Below are 18,876 nucleotides of genomic sequence, written 5' to 3' on the forward strand. Positions count from 1 at the left end.
CCGATCCATGAAAGGACGGTGCCCGCTTCGATGCCGAACGAAGAGCGGGAACGCACCGACGTGCCCCTCTGGTTCGACCCGCTGTGCCCGTGGGCATGGGTCACCTCGCGCTGGCTCCTGGAAGTCGAGAAAGTCCGGCCGGTGCGCGCGGACTGGCGGATCATGTCGCTGGCCTACCTCAACCTCGAACAGCGCAACGGTAAGGGGCTCAGCGACGACTACCGCGCGCTGATGGAGCAGGCATGGGGCCCGGTGCGCGTCTGCGCGGCCGCCACCGCGCACGCCGGCCGCGACGTTCTCGGCCCGCTGTACACCGCCATCGGCACCCGACTGCACCACCATCGACGCCGAGACGACCCCACCGTGGTCACCCAGGCGCTCACCGAGACGCACCTGCCCGCCTCCCTGGCATCCGCCGCCACAAGCACGGAGTTCGACCAACGCATCAAGGACTCGCACCACGAGGCGTTCGACGAGGTTGGCCTCGACGTCGGAACGCCCGTCCTACGCGTTGCCGGCACGGCTCTGTTCGGACCCGTACTCCGCCGGGCCCCTCGCGGCGAGGCCGCCGGACGACTCTGGGACGGCCTGGTCATGATCGCCGCGACGGACGGCTTCTACGAACTCAAGCGAAGCCGGGACGGCAAACCGTCCTTCTCATGAGCGAAGCCACCCGGCAGCCGACGCCGGCCAAGGGCCTTCCCTTTCCCTCACATCGGATACGACGTGAGGGCACGGCGGCGCCCACGACTACCTGTCCTGGTCAGCGGACCTTGGCGGGTCCGCTGATCGCTCGTGTGATGCGGGGGCCGACGAGACGCTCGGCAAGCTCCAGCGGGTACCAGCCGGCACCGGTCACCTCGGACTCCTGGATGCGCCCGACATCCGCACGGGCCGTCGCGAAGGCGAACCCGATGTCCAAGTGGTGGTGCTCCGGCTCGTCCTTCGCTGGCCTCGCGGGCACCTGGCCGTACTCGACATAGGCGGGTGCCGACGAGACCACGGAGATCTGCCCTGGGTCGATACCGGTCTCTTCCGTCAGCTCGCGCATCGCCGCGTCGACCAGCGTGACGTCGGCCGGCTCAAGATGACCGCCGGGCTGCAGAGTGATCCCGTAGGCCAGGTGCTCGACGAGGAGGATCTCGGTGCTGTCGCGAACGAGGAGCGCGCCCACCGTCACGTGCATGGGGAAGCTGCGCCGGGAGGCGAAGCCCCGGCCCTCGGCCAGCAGCCGCAACGGCTCGGCCAGTTGCTCGGCCTCCTCCGGATAGCGCCCGAGATAGGCCGCAACGGCCTCCGAGATGTCGGAGTCACTGATCATCACGAGCCACCTTCGCTCCGACCCGGGAGCCGAACCTCCGATAACCCATTGCTCGGATACGAGCGACAAGCACGTGCACGGGCAACTCCGCGAAAAGTCCATGGCGTACGGGGGGTTGGCACTCTACAAGTCAGAGCCGGGGCCACGCGGGTCAACGCGTCCCTCCTGCGGCGTGGCGGACACGTCGTTGTCGAGGCGACAGGCTCCTCGGAGCCCGGTTCCATAAGGCCAGCCGCTCCTCGACGAGGGGGTGTCGTTGACCGGGCAGGCTTAGACCGTGTCCTACGTGGTGAGTCGGCCGCTGGTCGGGTACGGGGAGTTCGCGGTGGGGATGGCGTGTTCCAGATGGTCCGTGGGAGATCGCACGGAACCTGCTGCCGTCTTCGCGGGTGCGTCCGCAGGGCGTGGGCGCCTGGGCTACCGCCCTGCGGGTTGCGGATCGTCAAACGCACCCCGGAGAAGGAGCTTGGCTACTCACCGTTGACCCACGGATGTTCCATGGGTCGTCCGTGGTCCTCATGTCTTGCTGTCGACTGCGCAAGCGCGTGCCAGTTCGACTCGCAGTGGATAATCGCGCCATTGGAGTCGGCGTGACAGGCCCGTGAGGAGATGTTGCGTATCGGGTACTTGGAGACGAACTCCCCGACAAAAACGCCATCGTACGGCCCTCCGGTTGTGCAGTCGTGGCCCGGGACCTTGCGGTAGTGCCAGTGCCCGGCCCAGGCTCCATTTTCATAGATCTCGTAGCGGAGCTGCGCCGTCGCGCAGTATCCGTCGGTGACAGTGTCGGAGATCAAGCCGTCCATAGAGAACCAGTTACCGTTGCGGCCCCAGCAGAGCTCCTGGTACACGCCACTGACATGGCTGAGGGTGCAGCCGGCGAAGGTGTGGTCCGCCGGTGGTTTGTCTGCGGTGTACCAGTCGTCCGTGCTGTGGGCGCTTGCGGCGCCGGGCAGGCCTAACACCAGTCCCATAGCCGCAATGAAAGCGAACAGGATGCGTCTCACGTTCCCTCTTCTCGTAGATGGCGTCGGCACCGTACTGCGCGCGAATGGCCCGGTCGTTAGCCGAGCGCGCCACCTTGTTGGCACACAGCGCAAACCGGCCTCTCCCGTTCCCCGAAGCCGGGTGCGTCCCCCGGGTGGGGCCCCACCTGAGTGTCCTTAAGACCGTGTCCTACGTGGTGAGTCGGCCGTTGTTGCCGCCCTCACGGATGCGTCCGCAGGGCGGCGGGACACAGAACACGCCTGATGAGGCGGTGTTCGCGGCCATCGGTACGTGCTGACGAGCGGGTGCGCCTGGCGGCATCTGCCGCCGTGCTTCGGGATATCGAAGTCAACCGCCCACCGCAGGTTCCTGATCTGGTCTCGAGCCGGGGTGTGGGGCCGTCTACACCGGGCCGTGCTCGACGAACTCGCCGCGGCCGGGCTTCTCGACCTGTCCCGCGTCATTCTCGACACGGCTCACGTACGGGCTAAAAATGGGGCGGACACACGGGTCCGAGCCCTGTGGATCGGGGTAAGCCCGGTTCCAAGATGCACATCCTGTCCGATGCGGGCGGGCTGCCTGTCGTGGTCGCTGTCTCAGGTGGCAACGTCCACGACAGCCAGGGTCTGAAGCCGCTCCTCGCCGGTCTCCAAGCGAGACACGATCCCGACCGCAGCCGGCACTACCGTCCAGCAAGGCCACGCCGACAAAGCGTACGACCAGCCTGACCTGCGCAGATGGCTCCGCGGAAAGCGCATCGGGTGCCGGATCGCCCGCAAGGGAGTCGAGTCCAGCCAGCAGCTCGGCCGGCACCGGTGGGTAATCGAACGCACCATGTCCTGGCTCTCCGGCTATCGCCGCCTCTCACCCCGTTACGAGCGTCAGCCGCGCAACTACCTGGCCCTTCTCGGACTCACCGCAGCCCTGTGCTGCTACAAACGTCTCCGACGACTCACCACGTAGGACACGGTCTAAGCAGCCGGTTGCCGACGAGGAAGGTGGCGGACGGCGGCCGCCGGTGTAGCCGTCCGGCGCGGGGACGAAGTGGTAGGCAACGCGACGCTGGCGTCGGCGGGAGCCGCCCGGGCGCCGCGGGCCCTCCGCGCTGCGGGAGGACACACCGACCGCGGGCGCCGCTCAGCTCGATGCCGGCCTGCCGGCTGAGGCCGCAGTCGAGGCCGTTCGGGGAGACGGTGCATGGACCTGTGTCCTGAGGCAGAACCGGCCTGGTGGGTTGACGGCCGTGCGCGCAGCACGTGCCATGAGACAACCAAGGATCGACCAGTGGTGCGACGACGGAGGTGGTGGAGTTCCACTCACCCTGTTGATGACGCCCGTTGCGTCGTGGGCATTCTCGATAGTCGTGCTTCTCCTGGTTGCACGGTTTCCTCCCTCGATTGGCTCTGCTCGACCGGCGCCCATGGTCGAGTTGCCCGAGTATGGGGCTGTGTCCGACGAAGGAGGAGTAGAGGCGGGAGGGCGTTCGCGCCGAGACGAGACGGGCCTCGGGGAGATGTTGCGCGGTTGGCGACGCGTGGCTGGCATCCGGGAGGGCCGTCGCCGTGCGTTGACACAGGCGGTTGTGGCGGAGCGGGCCGGAGTGAGCGAGCGCTGGTACAGGAAGCTGGAGAAGGGCGAGTCGGTCCGTCTGGATCGTGAAACGCTGGAGCGGCTGGCGAGCGCGCTGCTGCTGGATCAGCCGGCGCGAGCCGCGCTCTTCCTCCAAGCGGTGCAACTGCTGCCGGTCCCTTCCCTTGAGGCTCAGGAGGATGAGGTCACCTACCAGGGGCTGCGGCTGATGGTGGCCTATGTACGGGCTCCGGCGGTGCTGACGACGGGGGCGTGGGACGTGGTCGCGACCAACGCGGCGATGGAGGAGCGCTTCCCGTGGATGTCGGAGCCTGGCGCGAACCTCGCTGCGTGGCTCTTGCGGCCCGAGGCGCAAGAGGTCTTCGGGGAGGAGGCGCACCAGGAGCAGGTGGAGCGGCTGCGCTCTGCTCTGCGTCTGGCCCGTGCGCACAATCCGGATGGGCGGATCGCGGAGCTGGGGCGTCGCCTCGACATCGGGGAGTCGGAGGCCACAGTGCCGATGGCGGTCCCGCGAGGACCCTTCCGCCTCTACCTTCCCACCCGCACGGGCGCGGGGTCGGTGGCGGTGTTCGCGCACGTGCTGCGGCCCCTGGCAGACACGTCGGCTCGCGTCGCGGTGATCACGCCGATGGAGCCTCCGGTGCCGTAGCCCTGTGTACTCCTTTCTGCCGTGCTGGAATGCCAATTCGGCACGTGCGTGCCGATTCCGGATTCAGATTCGGCACGCACGTGCCGATTTCTTTATGGCGGAAACTCGCCTGGCACATCTGCGCCACGGTCGCTTTGCAGTCTCTTCGGCCTCATGCGAACGCCTACCGCCCCGTCAAATGCGTTAAAGCCACGTCGAGTTGAAGCGATGGGGTGGTCGGGTGGTGGGGTGTGTGCGGGTCAATGGAAGGTATTGATCAAGTAATTGGTCGTTTGTAAGGTCAGTGAACTCTCGCTGAAAGGGGGGTGTGATGCCAGGTGCCAGTTTCGGCCCGGTCGCCATGTGTGACTGCCTGACCTCTGGTTTTGGTCTGGATGGATTGCCGGGCCGTGTCTATCGTTCTGGTCGCCAGCGGCAGTGGCTGCGCGGAATCGCGCGGTATCCGCTCATTTCCCTTGTGCTGTACGGGAGTTGGATGTGCGGGTCGCGCCGTGGTGCCCGGGTTTGCAGCCCCGGGCACCACGGAGTGCGCGCCGAGGCGAGCACATTCGGCAATCGAAGCGCCCCTGCACTGTGACGCGTGAGGGCTGCTTCGCCTACTAGCGAAGGATTCTGACATGTCTTGTCTCCTACGGCTACCCGCACTGGTGAGAACGGTGGTGGGTTGAGCGGTGGCTCGTATTCGTACGATCAAGCCGGAGGCGTTCTTCTCCGAGTCCCTGGCGGGGGTGTCGTTGACGGCCGAGCGAACGTTCTTCGGGCTGGTGACGCAGGCGGATGATCAGGGGCGGTTTCGGGATCATCCGGCGATCATCGCTGGGGTGTTGTGGCCGCTGCGGCCGGAGCATACGGCTGTGGACGTCGAGGCCGATCTGGGGGCGCTGGCGGAGGCGGGGTTGATCTGCCGGTACACCGGCTGCGACGGCCGGGGCTACCTGCACATCGTGACCTGGCACCTGCACCAGAAGATCGACCGGCCCTCGAAGTCGCGCACCCCGGCCTGCCCGATCCATCAGCCGAAGGCCACGTGCGGCGGGTGCGGCGCCGCCACCTGCCAGCACCCCAGCCGACCGGGAACCTCCTTCGTCGAGCCCGCGCGAGGGCTCGACGAGCCGTCGACGAGCGTGCCGCGAGTCCTCAACGAGGGCTCGTCGAGGACTCGTCGAGGAGTCGACGAGGCCGGCCCGCATCATGGCGATGTTCGGGACGCGAGGGGTGATTGCGCAGGTCAGGAGCGTGTCGACGAGTCTTCGACGAACGCTCGAGGAGCCCTCGTCGAGGACTCGTCGAGTCCTCGCGAGGGTGTCGCGTCTGGATCTAGGACCGTGGACCTGGGATCTACCGCTAAAGCGGGGCGCGCCGCGCCCGCCGACCGCGCCGCCGCGCAGATGTTGATCGCGGAGTACGTGGCCGGGTGTGCCCACCGTCCGCCGAAGCAGGTGGTGGGGCATCTCGCTCGCCAGGTTGGCGCCCTGCTCGACGAGGGGGTGGACCCTGGTGCGGTGCGGGCGGGGCTGGAGCGCTTCCGCCAGCGCCCGATGCATCCGAGCGTGCTGCCAAGCCTGGTGAACGAGGCACTCAACCCTCCAGCCGATGGTGGTGGTTTGGGGCGACCGCGATCGGTGTCTACCGTGCCGAGGCATGTCGCGTGGACGAACCCCGTCGACCCGGCCGCCTACGAGGGGGAGCTGTGACGAGCCAACGCGCGGGTGAGCGCGCTTCCGTTGCCGAGGTGGCGCCAGGGCGTGCCGGGACGGCGGTGGAGCGGGTGTTCGCGATCATGGCCGCGCGAGGTATCCGGGTCGCCCAGCCGCCTTCACCGCCGGAGCCCGACTTCGGTGGTCGGCTCGATCCGCGTGTCCCCGCGCTCTTTCGCACCGCCGTGGCCGATCATCCCGGCGTGCTGGGCTGGGTGGAGCAGGTGGTGGCCTGCGCCCGTAGAACACCCGTCGGGGCCGTGAGCGTGGCCGGCGCCCGAAGCCTGCTCCTCCTCGGCCCGACGGGGACGGGCAAGACCCACCAGGCCTTCGGCGCCCTGACCTTGCTGGCCCGGCATGGGGTGCGTGTGGAGTGGCGGGCGGAGTCGGCCGCCGACCTCTACGGCAGTCTGCGACCCCGCCAAGGGGTTGATACGGAGCGGGAGGTGTGGCGGGTGGCGACCTGCCCGCTGCTGATGATCGACGACTTGGCCGCCGCGAAACCATCGCCGTGGACGGAGGAGATCACCTATCGGGTGGTCAACCACCGCTACGTTCACTGCTTGCCGATGCTGATCACCAGCAACGAGCCGCTCGCCCGCCTCCGCGAGGCGTTGGGGGATCGCGTCGCCTCCCGGCTCGCGCAGATGGCCGACCGCGTCGTGCTGACCGGCCCCGACCGCAGACGCCACCACCTCACCTGAACCACCAGTAGCCCTCCGCGACCACCCATGCGGATCGGTGTGATGCGCGCCCCCCGAGGACCCGAAGCCCCGGGTGATCGGGGTGCGGCGCCACCACCGAGCCGGCGAGCGAGCAAGGAGTTCCACCATATGACCGACATCACCCCGATATCGCCATACCTCCGCCAGGTGTCACCGCCCTCGTCAAGTGGTGGGCGACCGCGTCGACTTGGGGATCATGGCTGGCAGGAGCGCGCCGTCTGTCGCACCGCCCCCGAGGCGACGAACGATCCGGAGCTGTTCTTCCCTGACGCCGACGACGACGCGCGTGTCGCCACGGCGAAGGCGCTGTGCGCCGGCTGTCCCGTCCGCGAGATCTGCCTGCAGACCGCGCTGGAGAGCGGCGCGCGGGACGGCATCTGGGGCGGCACGACGGAGGAGGAGCGTGCCGACCTTCACCATCTGACCCACCACCGCCTGGACCCAGACAGGGTGCACGCCGCCTTGGCCGGCCGCGATATCCACCTCAGTTTCCTGGAGCGCCGCGCGCTCGTGCACCTCGCTGTCCAACACTGCGTCACCCCCGAGCGGTTGGCCTACCTGCTGAAGGTCAGCGAGGCGCACGCCGAGCGCCTGCTGCGCGCGGCGCACCGGCAGCACCGCCAGGGGCGGCGCCGCTCCGCTGTCGCCCCCGTGTCCGCCGGGCGCCCCGTGGGCCAGCCGGAGTTGGGGAGGGCGGCATGACCAGCCAGCATCCCGCTGCGGGGCGGATCAGCGGCTGGGACAAGGCGGCCATCGCCGGCCTTGGCGGCGCCGGCGCCATCCTGTCCTTCGACGCACTCCAGCAGATGGCGGGAGCCATCCACGTCCGTGACAGCCTGACCTGGCTTTTCCCCCTGGTCATCGACGGGTTCATCGCCTATGGCGTGCGGGCGCTGCTGGTCAACCGCCACGCGCCCCTGCGGGCCCGCGCCTACGTCTGGCTGCTGTTCGGCGTCGCGACCACCACCAGCATCTGGGCCAACGCCCTGCACGCCGTCCGCCTCAACCAGCAAGCCCCCACTGCCGCAGGGGATTTGCGGCTGGACGACGCCACCGTCGGGGTGCTGTCCACCGTCGCCCCCCTCGCGCTGGCCGGCGCCGTGCACCTGTACATCCTGATCGCCCGAGGCGCCGACACCGCCACCCACCAGACCCAGCGCGACACCGGAGCGGCCAAGGCGGCATCCCCGAGCGCGCCTTCACCGCCCCGCTCCCACCCATCTCCTGTGCATCCCGGCACTGCCCGATCCCTGGCGCACAGCCGCCACCGCACCCGTTCCCCGCACGCGGCCGTGCACCACCACGTCGAACGCATCCCCCAGCCCGCCCGCACCGGGCACCGCACCGGGTATCGCTCCGGCTTCGCCCAAGCGGCCGCACCCCAAGCCCTACTGGCAGCCACCAGCACATCCCCCGGATCGGGCGGACCGGCCTCCAACCCGTCCGCCGGTCCGTCCGCCGGCCGGCCGCCATCTGCAAGACCCAGGTCCGAAGTCGATGCCGACAGCGCCACCGGATTCGACGAGCGCGTGCTCCGGGCGGCCCGCACGACCGTCCAGGCCGAAGGGCGAGTGCGTCGCGACTCCATCGCCGGCGCCCTGCGCAGCCAGTCCATCTCCATTAGCAACGCGCGCTTGACCGCACTGATCGCCCAACTCCGCGAAGAGCACACGAGGAGGAGTTCGTGACCACCGAACACGCCCACCACAAGACCGAGCACCCCCACCAACCGAAGCGCCGGCCCTATCGCTGCTCACGCTTCACCAAGATCAAGTCCGACTACGAGGCAGCGGCGGCCCGGGAAGAGGAGAGCGCCGGCCGTCGCACCGACCACAACCGACACGCCCTGCGCGGCAACGCCCACACCTACAAACGGCGCATGGCCGCCGCGCTCTCCTCCCACCTGGCGCGCTGCCGCCTGTGCGGGTGACCAGCTCCATGGCGCCAGGCCACGAGGAGGACCTCGCCGCAGTGTGGATCACCACCCTCCACCGCCACGGCGTGATCCACCAGGCCAGGTCCGAGGGCGAGGGCTGGGTCATCCAACTCACTGCCCAGGCGGGTGCGATGAGCCTGCCCACGGCCTCCTCGGTCCTGGAACTCGTCGCCCACCTCCAGCACCTTCGGCACCCGAGACGGTGCGGACCTCACGCCCCCTCGTAGCCCATCCACCCCTCTGGTCCGTCCACCCCTTTCGTCCGTCCCTCTCGTCCGTCCGCACCACCCGGGCGACGGGCCCGGGGCGGACCGGTCCCGGGGGTTCCATCCACCCCCACAGCGGATGGAACCCCTGCGCCGATCACCCTCGCTCCCGTCCGCGTCGCGGACTTCGTCCGTCCGTCCCCCCACCCGGTCGCCGCTCGGTTCCCTCCCTCGTCCGCCCCGGGCCCGTCGCCATGGAGGTTCGCCAACTTCGTGGACCGGCGAAGAGATGTGTCCGTGCGGGTCGTCCGGTGGCCCGCCGTCCGCGTCCACCAGCCGGTGCGCAACCCCGCGTCCGGGCCGCACGAGCGCTCTGCACGGGCCGCCGACGTCACCTCGCTGGAGTCCTCAACCGTGGTGGCCTGCCCCGTTGGTCTATCTGCGGGCGGACGACAGCCCGGTCGACTGAGGGACCGCGCTGGCGGACGGTCCGTTCCCATAGGAGCTGGCGGGATCGGGTCCACCCGACGGGAATGCGGGGTGTTCGTCCGTTCATCCGCTGCCAGATGTCCGTCCGCTCGTCCGTCCGCCAGCGCGGACACCGAGGTGGCGGCGCCGGCTGGCACGTCGATCTGTCCAAGATCGTCCCCGGGCGTGGTCGGGTCTCGTTCGAGGGCGCCCCGGGGGGAGGCGCTCGTCCGTCCGCTCGAGGTCGAGCTGTGGCTGCTCGGCCGGTCCGTCCTGGGACCGGGGCCAGGTGCGCCGTGCCGGCCGGACCTCGTCCGTCCGCCCCACCCCCTGCATGAGGAGAAAGCTTTCGTGACCGACGCCACCCACGCGACAGGGTGCAGGTGTGCGACGACCTGCTGTGTCCGAGCAAGTTGTGGGGTTCGAAACTCCTGCGCACGCGCAGGAGTTTCGAACCCTCTCCCCGCCCCAGGGGAGGCGGGGAGGGTTCGGCTCCAGGGGGAGCCGAACCAGGGGGAGGGGCCGCCGGAGCGGGCCGTCCGAGGGCCCGCTGGCCCTCGCCGCAGGCTTCGCAACCGGCTGGCCACCGCGCAGGTCCGCGACCAGGTCCGCAGCGTCCGCCTCAGCGTCGACGAGCTGGCGAGCGTGACCACCGCCGCGCGGGCGAGCGGGATGACCTTGGCCGGCTTCCTTGCCCAAGCGGCGGTCGAGGCTTCCCGGGATGCGGAGAGCGCCGAAGGGCGGATTGTTGGTGACCGCGAGTTGATCACGGAGTTCTTCGCCGTCCGACGAAACCTGCGCCAGGTGGGAAACAACCTCAATCAGATCGCGAAGGCGATCAACAGCGGATCGGAAGCTCCCCCGCAGACGGATACCGTTCTCGTCGCCGTCGAGTCGGCGGTTCGGCGGATCGACGCGATTGTGGACATGGTCCTACGCAGCTGAGATAGACGGTGAACCATGGAGTGCTCCGGGTGGTGAGAACGTGTCCGGTTGTGCTCTCAGTTGGACACCGCTGCCCGGACGAATTCCTCCCTCGCCGCCTTGAAGCCTGTCTTCAGTGGGTCTGCATGCCAGGTCACGACCATGTCGCTCCAAGCGAAGGGACGGGTGGTGACAGCGAGGACTCGTTGAATCTGGGCGTTGGTGAGCGCTTCGCTTTCGCGCAGGGAGAATTCGAGTTCCTCCAGGTGTTGCTCTCGCTCGTCTTCCTCGATATGGCCCCATTCGGTGAGGCATATCCACGCATGGATCGCCGAGCCGTGGACTGGATCTTCACACCACTCAGAGTTGCCCGGGCACAGCTTCTCTTCCAGCCTGGCGCTTGCATGGTGGAGCACAGCTCGGTCGAGGGCTACCCGTTCCATCCGTTGGCAATGAGTGAGCAATCCTCTGGCCTGTTCGGAGAGTTCATCGATTCCGAGTAGTTCCAGCGCGGCCCATGACTTGTGCACCTCCACGGTGGCTTCGCTGAGGAGTGCCTCTCGTAGGTCGTCGGTCACCTGGGGGAGCCTGTCGACCTCGTGTGCCAGTCGATCAGCGGCGCTGAGGAATGCCTCGCACGCGGCACGCCTGATCTCCTGAGACCGCTGGGCCCTTTCTGTCTCCTCCTGGCGTCGTGCGATCTCCACTGCGGTGTCGGCTTGCCGCCGTCCGACGGCAGCGGCCTCGTTGGACGCCCGTCGTGTCGCGTCTCGGACCCACCAGGCCGTGAGCACCGGGACAAGGACGGCCATCAATGCGACCTCGTGCGGAGTGACTTCGAGGAGAGTCTGTTGGTTCACGGCGGGATCATGCCCGACCTGTGCGGCGAAGAACTGGCCCGGCGCGCACAGATGTTGAGCCGGCGGGTCTGTGTTCAACACGGGGGATTCGGCAGGACGGATGACGAACCGCGTCGCTCACGCCGAGGTGCTGCCGACAACGAGGACGACGAGTTCTACGACAAGGGAGTGGTGATGCCGATGTAGGGGCGGCCTTCTGCTTGTGCGGCGCGTTCGATCGAGCCGCTGGGGGAGAAGTCCAGGACGGGTTCGCCCGGGGGGCATGTTCGGATGAGGAGGCGGAGGTCGCGTGCGTGATCTCCCGTGAAATAGCCGGGCGTTGTGGGTATGGGGCTTCGGTAGGCGTCGGTTGTTCCCCACAGGAGAAAGTCGGCCCCCGTGTTGGGCCATGGTGTCACGCCGCGCCATGGCCATCCCGCGCTTTTCATGGCCTTCACGGTGGGCGCCAGCACTGTGCTGGCGACGAGCAGGAGACATGGGCTCTTCGGTCCGGTGACGCGGCGGCATTCTGTGAGGACGCCGCTCAGATCCCCGTCGCTCAATCGCCGTGTGCGTAGGTGCGTGATGACGCACTGGGCGCTTCCGGTGGCGAGTTCGGACAGTGAGGTGAACCTCTTGCCTTCATATGTTGAGCGGGGCATGGCGTGTCCTTCTCCTTTCCGGTGACCGGGTTCTTCGAATCACCGTGCGGCTCGTCTTCTTGGGCGATCTTCGGTATCTGAAGCTGCTTGGTGCCGCCGTGAATCGTCCTTAGGGTGCCTGTCTGGCTGGTCTTGGGATCGCGGCAGGAGGAACAGGTATGACAGCGCCGCCCGGTGGTGGGTTGCCCTCGTCGGGACTGCGTCCGGGGGAGCTGCGAGCGATGGTGGCGCGTGCGCTGATGGCGGCCGATTCCTCCGTTGCGTTGAGCGTGACGGAACTGTCCGCGAAGTTGGGACATTCATCGGGGGCGATCGGTGCGGCGTTGGAACGGCTGGTGGAGCGGGGCCAGGCTGAGCGGATTGGGGTGAATCCACGCCGGTACCGGGCGACGGATAGCACGTCTTCGGCCGCCACCTTCTCGCCCTCGGCCGGGAGTCGACCGACATCGGCCGCCGCGACCTCGAGGGCGTCCCGTGGGGCGAGCGGGTCGGGAGGGGTGGTCCGGGCGTCGGGGCAGGAGTACTTCCCGCGCGAGCTGGCCGGGTTGCCGGATGTCGAGGCGCTGCAGCGCTTGCGCGAGGCCGACGTTCCGGTTCTTCTGCACGGTCCGCCGGGCACCGGCAAGACCTCTCTGCTGGAGGCGGCCTTCCCTGATCTGGTGACGGTGGCAGGGGATGGCGACACGACGGTGGGTGATCTCCTGGGGGAGTACAGCCAACGCGACGACGGCCGGTACGAGTTCCTGCACGGCCCGATGGTCACGGCGATGCGGGAAGGGCGGGCCCTGCTGCTGGATGACGCCACCTTGATTCCCCCGACGGTGATGGCAGCCCTGTATCCGGCCATGGACGGTCGTCGGGAGATCCGGATCAAGGCTCACGGGAACGAACTGGTCACCGCCATACCGGGGTTCTACGTGATAGCCGCGCACAACCCCGGGGCGCCTGGCGCGGTTCTCTCAGATGCGCTGGGATCGCGGTTCTCCGTGCAGATCAAGGTCACCTCCGACTACGACCTCGCCGCCCATCTGGGCGTGAATCGCACGATGGTGCGCGTGGCGCGCAACCTGGCGAAACGATGGGAGAGCGGACAGATCGGCTGGGCTCCGCAGCTGCGGGAACTTTTGGCGGCCAAACGGATCACGCAGGCCCTTGGGATCGACATCGCCTTCGCCAACCTGATCGGCGTGGCGCCCGAGGAGGACCAGGAGGTCGTCGCCGAAGTCGTCTCCAAGGCGACCGGGAAAACGGTCACCGCGCTGGCGCTCGGGCCGTCCTCCAAGGTCACCTCATCCCCCTCGACCGCGACGACCAAGGGAGTTCCCCCGCCGTGTCCTTCTTCCCCGACGCCCGGCGCGCTGCCGCGCAGGTAAGCGCGGAGGCGCTCGCCCACGCCAGCTGGGAGGACGATGGTGGACCGCCGGCCCCGTCGTGGTACCGGCCCACGTCCCCGCACTGGCCTCGCATATCAGCCGCGCTCACGGAACGGGTGGCGGAACTAGCCGGCCGCGAGGACGTCCTGGTGACCTGCCGGCACGGCACCCGTTCCGGCGCACCGGCCGCCTTCTACCCTGCCACCGCCGAGTTGGAGTTCGACGCCCAGCTGCTGGAACACCTGGCTCCGGCATCGATCGACCCCAGGCGGGCCGGTGACGAGGAGCGCTACCCGGCCGCCTGGGGAGTCCTGGTGCATGAGGCCGCGCACGCCGCGCACTCCCGATGGGAGGCCCCGATGGGACGGCGCGGCACCGAGGCGGACCAGGCGGCGACCCTGCTGGAGGAATCAAGGGCGGAGCACGCGCACGTGGCCCGCCGACCTCAAGATCGACGCTGGCTACGCGAGGCCACTCGCACACTGATCGCCCAGGACATCCTGGCCTCGATGCCGACGACCCGGGAGGCGGCGGCCGTGGCAGGCGGCCTACTCCTGGCACGCCGTGATGCCGGAATACTCGATCCCGAGGAAACAGCACCCCTTGAACCCGTGCTGGACCGCCTGCTCGGCTCCGAACTCCTCGCGCGGTTGCGGGAGATCTGGCAGGCGGCTCATCGCACCGCGGATGACGACCACGAAGCGATGCTCCAGCACGGCCTGGACTGGTGCCAAGCCCTGGAAGGCCCCGGAGGCGGCACGCCCGCCCTCACACGATCCGAGGTCGACGCGGTCCACACCGCGCTCGCGGACGCCCTGGACCAGTTGGACGCTCGGATGGTGGAGCGGGACCGCGACGAGGCCGAGGAGGCGGCGCGCGCCGATGCCGCGCGTGCCGCAGCCCGTGCCGCCCGAAGCGAGGCAACTTCGATCAGGAGGAACGCCGAAGAACTGGCCAAGCAGGTCTTCGGTCCCGGCGGTGCCGGAAGAAAGGGCACGATCCGCGGAACGCGCGCGCCTACGGACGCCGAGAAGGCAGCGGCCGGTCAGCTCGCCCGCGGCCTGCGCCGTGCCGCCTACCGCGAACGCACCGTCACCCAAGTCTCCTCCACCACGCCCCCCGGGCGCTTGAGCGTGCGCCAGGCCCTCGCCCGGGATGCCCAACTCGCCGCCGGAGCCACCCCGACCGCCACCCCCTGGAAGCGCTCCGTGCGGCGCGCGACACCGACGCCACCCCTGCGGGTAGGGATCGCGGTGGACATCTCCGGTTCCATGACGAACGCAGTGGGGCCAATCGCGTCGGCAGCGTGGATCGTCGCCAACGCCGCCACCCGCCTCGACGCCCAATCCCGCACCGCCACCGTCGCGTTCGCGCGGCACGTCACGCCGATCACCGCCCCCGGCCGAGCCCCGAAGGACGTGACCGAGTTCGACACCAAGGGCGGCAACGAACACATCACCGAGGCCATCGACGCCCTCACCGCCGCGCTTGACCTCGACCGGCCCGGCGCCGGCCGTCTCCTGGCCATCGCCTCCGACGGCTGGCATCCGGACCAGCAGATAGAGCGTGCGACCGACCGCGTAGCTCGCCTGCGGGCCGCCGGCTGCTCAGTGCTGTGGCTGGCCTTCGCCCCCCACCCCAAACCCCTGCCTGGCGTCACATTGGTGGAACTCCACCGCCCCGACCAAGCTGCCAGCGTGATCGCGCAGGCCGCCACCGCAGCTGTCCGCGGCGCCTCGACCCGCAGGCGCTAGAGGGACGCACCCCCTTGAGCCGGCCCTCACGGGGCAGCGCAGGGGTTGGCCTTCTACCACCGATCGCCAGCAGGTCCAAGTCGCCCCCACTGATGCAAAGTCCCTTGACCGCGCGTGCGAAACCGTCGCGCGCCTCTGCCGAACGGAAGCCAACGATATGGGATACGCCCCTGATTTCGAGCTGTACGACAACGTGGGGCGAGACAGTGAGCAGATCCGCTCCCACCGGACGGGAGAGCCCACTGAGGCAGACCAACAGCGCTGGGCCCGGCGATGGTTGCGTGAACGGCCGGCAACCGCCGCAGCGGAGCAGACCACGGCCGCGTGGCGGCAACGCGTGGCCGACTGCACCACCGTCGAGCAGCTTCACGAGGTCTTCCGGTCCGCCCTTCGAGACGCTGACGAGGTCAGTGAACGCTTCCGGGAGATGCTGCTGGATATCGCCTCCTGGGGGCCAGACGAACAGGGCCAGGCGTCCACACACGATCGCTGGGCGCACCACGCGGTGGTGACGACCGCAGACCAACTCAGCGACCTCGCCGAGGACATGCACTTCCTACTGGGCACCCTCGCGGTCGATCTTCAGCGAGCCGCCAAGCACCCTGCCCCCGCCCCGCCCTCTCCTGCCGTCGCCCCGGAACCCCCCACGCGAAGCGAGGGGCGAGGACGCTGATCCTGACCGGTGATACCGAAAATCTCCACCGGCTCCCGGACGATCGGCCTGCTCGTCTACCTCTACGGGCCAGGGCTCCGCGAAGAACACACCGACCCCCACCTCGTGGGTGGCTGGGACCCGGCCGCACCTGACCCGGGCCGGGACCCGGACGCCTCCCTCGCGGCGCTGGCGCGCCTGCTGGATCAACCCTTGGCCGCCGCCGGCACACGCCGACCCACCTCCCACGTGTGGCACTGCTCGATCCGAGCGGCGCCGAAGGACCGCCTCCTCTCGGACGCGGAATGGGCCGCGATCGCCGGGCGCGTGCTGGCCGCCGTCGGCATCGCCGACAGGGACGACCCGGCTGGCTGCCGGTGGGTCGCGGTCCGTCACGCCGCTGACCACATCCACATCGTGGCCACCCTGGTCCGCGAAGACGGTCGCCGCCCAGACCGATCCTTCGAACGCCGCAAGGCCCAGGCCACCTGCCGCGCCATCGAGAAGGAGTACGGCTTGCGCCAGCTCAACCCCGGTGATGGAACCGCCGCGCCGACCGCCCCGCGAGCCGAACGCCATGCGGCCATCCGGCTGGGGCGGGAGACCGCCCCGCGCGACCAACTACGCACCCTCGTGCGGCAGTCCCTGGCCGGCTCCCGCGACGCCCCCGAGTTCCTCGACCGCCTCGACGAACACAGGGTGCTCGTCCGGCTTCGGCGGGCCCCCTCCGGCGACATCATCGGCTACACCCTCGCCCTTCCCGACCACGTCACCGCCGCCGGTGACCCGATCTGGTACTCCGGCGGAAAGCTCGCCCCCGACCTGTCCTGGCCGCAGATCACCCGACGCCTCACCTCTACTGCCACCAGTGTTGACAGCGCAGAGGTGCTGCCCACACCCGCAACGGCTGCCCGCGAGGCCGCCGACGTCGCCTGGCACACCGCCGCCGAACTGACCGACGCAGACGACGACCAGGCGGCCGACTACCTCACCGGCACCGGCGAGATCCTCGACGCCCTGGCCACCACCGCCACCGGACCCACCCGGCACCACGTCGTCGCTGCCGCTGCCGCATTCGAACGCGCGACGCGCTTCCACCACCGCGCCGCCCACGCCCACCACCAAGCCCTGCGCCACGCCGCACGCCAACTCCTCTCCTCCGGCCCCGCGTTGGGTCGCGGGCAGGACGGCGCCACCAGCGCCATGCTCCTCTCGGCCCTCCTTCTCCTCGTGGTCGCCACCCACCGCTGGCACGCCGCTCACAAGCACCAACAGCAGGCCGCCGCCGCACTCGCCGCCGCCGCCCACCTGCGCGCCGCCTACGGCATCACCGCCCGCCCCCACATGGCCGGCCTCTACGAGCGTGGGCTCCGCCTCGCCCCGCCCGTCCACGCGCAACTCGCCAACGCCGTTCACTCCGCTGCGGCGCCGGACCTGGCCGAGCAGATCCTCACCGACCCCCGCTGGCCCATCCTGGCCGCCGCCCTCGCCACCTTCCACAGCTCCCACCCGGACGTCGACCTCGTCCCGACGCTGCGCCACGTCATCGCTCGCCGCGAACTGCGCTCCGCCGACTCCGTGATCGACGTGCTCGTCTGGCGCGTGCAACGCCTCGCCGAGGCCCAGAACCCGCACAACCGTCCGCAGACCAACAGCCCGACCCACCCGCAACCGATAGCCCGTGGAGAACACACCATGCCCCAGGGCCCGCCAACCGCTCATGAGCCGAACGAGCATGAGGTCGACCGCCTCCTCGACCTGGCCCAGGCCCTTCACCTGGAGCCCTTGGACCTCGACGAGGCCGTTCACGACGAGGCCGCAGCAGCTGCCGCCGCAGTGAACAACCTCGGCCTGGCCGGCCAGATCTCCTTCCTGTCGGCCCGCCTCGGCGCGGTCGACACGGAGGCCCTGATCCGCAGCATCCCCGGCGCGGCCCCCGAGGCCCCCTCCCTGCCCACTACTCCCTCTGCGACCGCCGCGCCCGCCACCCGCCGCCACCTTGCTTGACCCGGGAGACCCGATCTCGAACCAGCAGTTGCCCTTCGATGGTGGGGACGACCAGCGGCGTCTCGTCGCGCTCGCCACCTCCCTTGGCGTCGCACCCTCCGATCTGGCCGGCGTCGTGCATCACACCGCCTACGAGGAAGCTCTCACTGGCGACGCCACCGCCGTCTCACCGACGTCCAGCCGAAAGCCGGAGGATGCGTTCGACGTGGCCCTCTCCATCAACGCTGCCGGCCCGGGCCGCCAAGTTGCCTACCTTGCCTCCCGGGTGGGCGCCGTCGACACCGAACGCCTGCTGCGTGCCGCAGTGGTGCGCGCCACTCTCGACGACCTTCACCTGCTGGAGGACTTGGAGCCCGTCAGCGATTCGGTAGCCGCCGTTGCCGACGGTCTCGACCTGCGGGCTGCGGACTTGAGCGTCCTCGCACACCAGCACAGCCTGGATCACCGCGACAGCTACCTCCTCCTCTACGACAACGCGGCCATGTTGAGCGACATCCCCGGAGCGCGCGAGTACGTCGGCCTGCACATCACCCGCGATCCGACCGCCGGCACCTTTGATCTTGCCGACCAGGAAGTGCCGTTGTGGCCGCTGGCGCGGGTCTGGCTCCTGGCCTTGGGGTGCCCGGCCCCGCTCTACCCGGCTGGCAGCCCTATTCCGGCCGACGCGGGCACTGTGAGGATCGAGCACACGATCGCCACCAGCCCCGACCGATACAGCCTCGTGGAGGACTACACCCACAACCCGGGAACAGGCGCCATCAAGACCAGCGTCATCCTGCTCGACCACCAGGACACCGCATCGCCCTACCGGCTACTCGTGGAGGACACGTTCACCACGTCCCCGACGTTCACCTACCGCGTGGTCGAGCATGGCTTCGCCACCGCGCAGGAGGCGTCGGAGGCCTTCGAAGCCCTTCTCCCGCCGCCGCCGGACTTCGCTGTCGGTCGCCTGCCCCCGACGCCGCCGTCCTCACCAGGCCGGCGGCGTACCCGCGATTGACGATGGCGAAGCTCCCCCTCGTCGCCTCCGCGAGGCTTTCAGCCTGCCTGGTGGGTGTGTTGGGAAACGTCGGTGGACAACTGCCG

Annotated in this window: 16 protein-coding genes and 1 pseudogene; 14 read left to right on the top strand and 3 right to left on the bottom strand. The window is 69.3% G+C overall.

Going from position 1 to position 18,876, the window contains the following annotated elements; genetic code table 11:
• Positions 1-30: 30 nt before the first annotated feature.
• Complete coding sequence (locus EBN88_RS00350) at positions 31-663, top strand: mycothiol-dependent nitroreductase Rv2466c family protein (protein WP_122181722.1); 633 nt, start codon at positions 31-33, stop codon at positions 661-663.
• Between the two features lie 100 nt (positions 664-763).
• On the opposite strand, the gene EBN88_RS00355 is transcribed toward EBN88_RS00350, so the two are convergent.
• Positions 764-1,321: an NUDIX hydrolase gene (locus EBN88_RS00355; protein ID WP_233580344.1), complete on the bottom strand. Its 558-nt coding sequence runs from the start codon at positions 1,319-1,321 to the stop codon at positions 764-766.
• Between the two features lie 470 nt (positions 1,322-1,791).
• The gene (locus EBN88_RS00360; protein WP_122181724.1) at positions 1,792-2,328 is read right to left on the bottom strand and encodes a hypothetical protein; all 537 of its coding nucleotides are present in this window, start codon (positions 2,326-2,328) and stop codon (positions 1,792-1,794) included.
• A 134-nt stretch (positions 2,329-2,462) separates the two neighbouring features.
• On the opposite strand from EBN88_RS00360, the pseudogene EBN88_RS00365 reads away from it, so the two are divergent.
• From EBN88_RS00365 to EBN88_RS32615, 9 genes and pseudogenes are all read left to right on the top strand, one after another.
• A pseudogene (locus EBN88_RS00365) lies at positions 2,463-3,271 on the top strand (IS5 family transposase).
• Between the two features lie 550 nt (positions 3,272-3,821).
• Positions 3,822-4,547 (top strand): helix-turn-helix domain-containing protein, encoded by a 726-nt coding sequence (locus EBN88_RS00370; RefSeq protein WP_233580345.1) that lies wholly within the window; start codon positions 3,822-3,824, stop codon positions 4,545-4,547.
• A gap of 671 nt (positions 4,548-5,218) precedes the next feature.
• On the top strand, positions 5,219-6,241 hold the full coding sequence (locus tag EBN88_RS00375) for a hypothetical protein (RefSeq protein ID WP_122181726.1): 1,023 nt from the start codon (positions 5,219-5,221) through the stop codon (positions 6,239-6,241).
• A complete protein-coding gene (locus EBN88_RS00380; RefSeq protein WP_233580346.1) occupies positions 6,238-6,948 on the top strand; it encodes an ATP-binding protein in 711 nt (236 codons plus the stop codon). Before EBN88_RS00375 ends, EBN88_RS00380 begins: the two co-directional genes overlap by 4 nt.
• Positions 6,949-7,077: 129 nt before the next feature.
• On the top strand, positions 7,078-7,671 hold the full coding sequence (locus EBN88_RS32520; RefSeq protein WP_122181727.1) for a WhiB family transcriptional regulator: 594 nt from the start codon (positions 7,078-7,080) through the stop codon (positions 7,669-7,671).
• Entirely contained in the window at positions 7,668-8,657 is a 990-nt protein-coding gene (locus EBN88_RS00390) for a DUF2637 domain-containing protein (protein WP_122181728.1), read from the top strand. The genes EBN88_RS32520 and EBN88_RS00390 overlap by 4 nt, the downstream gene beginning before the upstream one ends.
• The gene (locus EBN88_RS00395; RefSeq protein WP_122181729.1) at positions 8,654-8,899 is read left to right on the top strand and encodes a hypothetical protein; all 246 of its coding nucleotides are present in this window, start codon (positions 8,654-8,656) and stop codon (positions 8,897-8,899) included. The genes EBN88_RS00390 and EBN88_RS00395 overlap by 4 nt, the downstream gene beginning before the upstream one ends.
• Positions 8,896-9,132, top strand: a complete 237-nt coding sequence (locus EBN88_RS00400) for a hypothetical protein (RefSeq protein ID WP_147472607.1) — start codon at positions 8,896-8,898, stop codon at positions 9,130-9,132. The genes EBN88_RS00395 and EBN88_RS00400 overlap by 4 nt, the downstream gene beginning before the upstream one ends.
• A gap of 798 nt (positions 9,133-9,930) precedes the next feature.
• Positions 9,931-10,524 carry a MobC family plasmid mobilization relaxosome protein gene (locus EBN88_RS32615; RefSeq protein WP_407703356.1) on the top strand — a complete coding sequence of 198 codons (594 nt, stop codon included), beginning with the start codon at positions 9,931-9,933 and terminating at the stop codon, positions 10,522-10,524.
• 56 nt (positions 10,525-10,580) lie between these two features.
• Here EBN88_RS32615 and EBN88_RS00410 read toward each other — a convergent pair whose 3' ends face one another.
• Complete coding sequence (locus EBN88_RS00410) at positions 10,581-11,363, bottom strand: hypothetical protein (RefSeq protein WP_147472608.1); 783 nt, start codon at positions 11,361-11,363, stop codon at positions 10,581-10,583.
• A gap of 865 nt (positions 11,364-12,228) precedes the next feature.
• Here EBN88_RS00410 and EBN88_RS00420 point away from each other — a divergent pair.
• The 4 genes from EBN88_RS00420 (at position 12,229) to EBN88_RS00440 (ending at position 18,790) form a co-directional block, all read left to right on the top strand.
• Complete coding sequence (locus EBN88_RS00420; RefSeq protein ID WP_407703357.1) at positions 12,229-13,377, top strand: AAA family ATPase; 1,149 nt, start codon at positions 12,229-12,231, stop codon at positions 13,375-13,377.
• Between the two features lie 149 nt (positions 13,378-13,526).
• The gene (locus tag EBN88_RS00425) at positions 13,527-15,131 is read left to right on the top strand and encodes a vWA domain-containing protein (protein WP_233580348.1); all 1,605 of its coding nucleotides are present in this window, start codon (positions 13,527-13,529) and stop codon (positions 15,129-15,131) included.
• Positions 15,132-15,813: 682 nt separating this feature from the next.
• Positions 15,814-17,790, top strand: coding sequence for a relaxase/mobilization nuclease domain-containing protein (locus EBN88_RS00435; RefSeq protein ID WP_199742202.1), 1,977 nt, complete (start codon positions 15,814-15,816; stop codon positions 17,788-17,790).
• Positions 17,783-18,790, top strand: a complete 1,008-nt coding sequence (locus EBN88_RS00440; RefSeq protein ID WP_147472609.1) for a hypothetical protein — start codon at positions 17,783-17,785, stop codon at positions 18,788-18,790. Before EBN88_RS00435 ends, EBN88_RS00440 begins: the two co-directional genes overlap by 8 nt.
• Positions 18,791-18,876: the final 86 nt, after the last annotated feature.

It is taken from the genome of Streptomyces triticirhizae, from assembly GCF_003696235.1.
Taxonomy (GTDB): Bacteria; Actinomycetota; Actinomycetes; order Streptomycetales; family Streptomycetaceae; genus Streptomyces; species Streptomyces triticirhizae.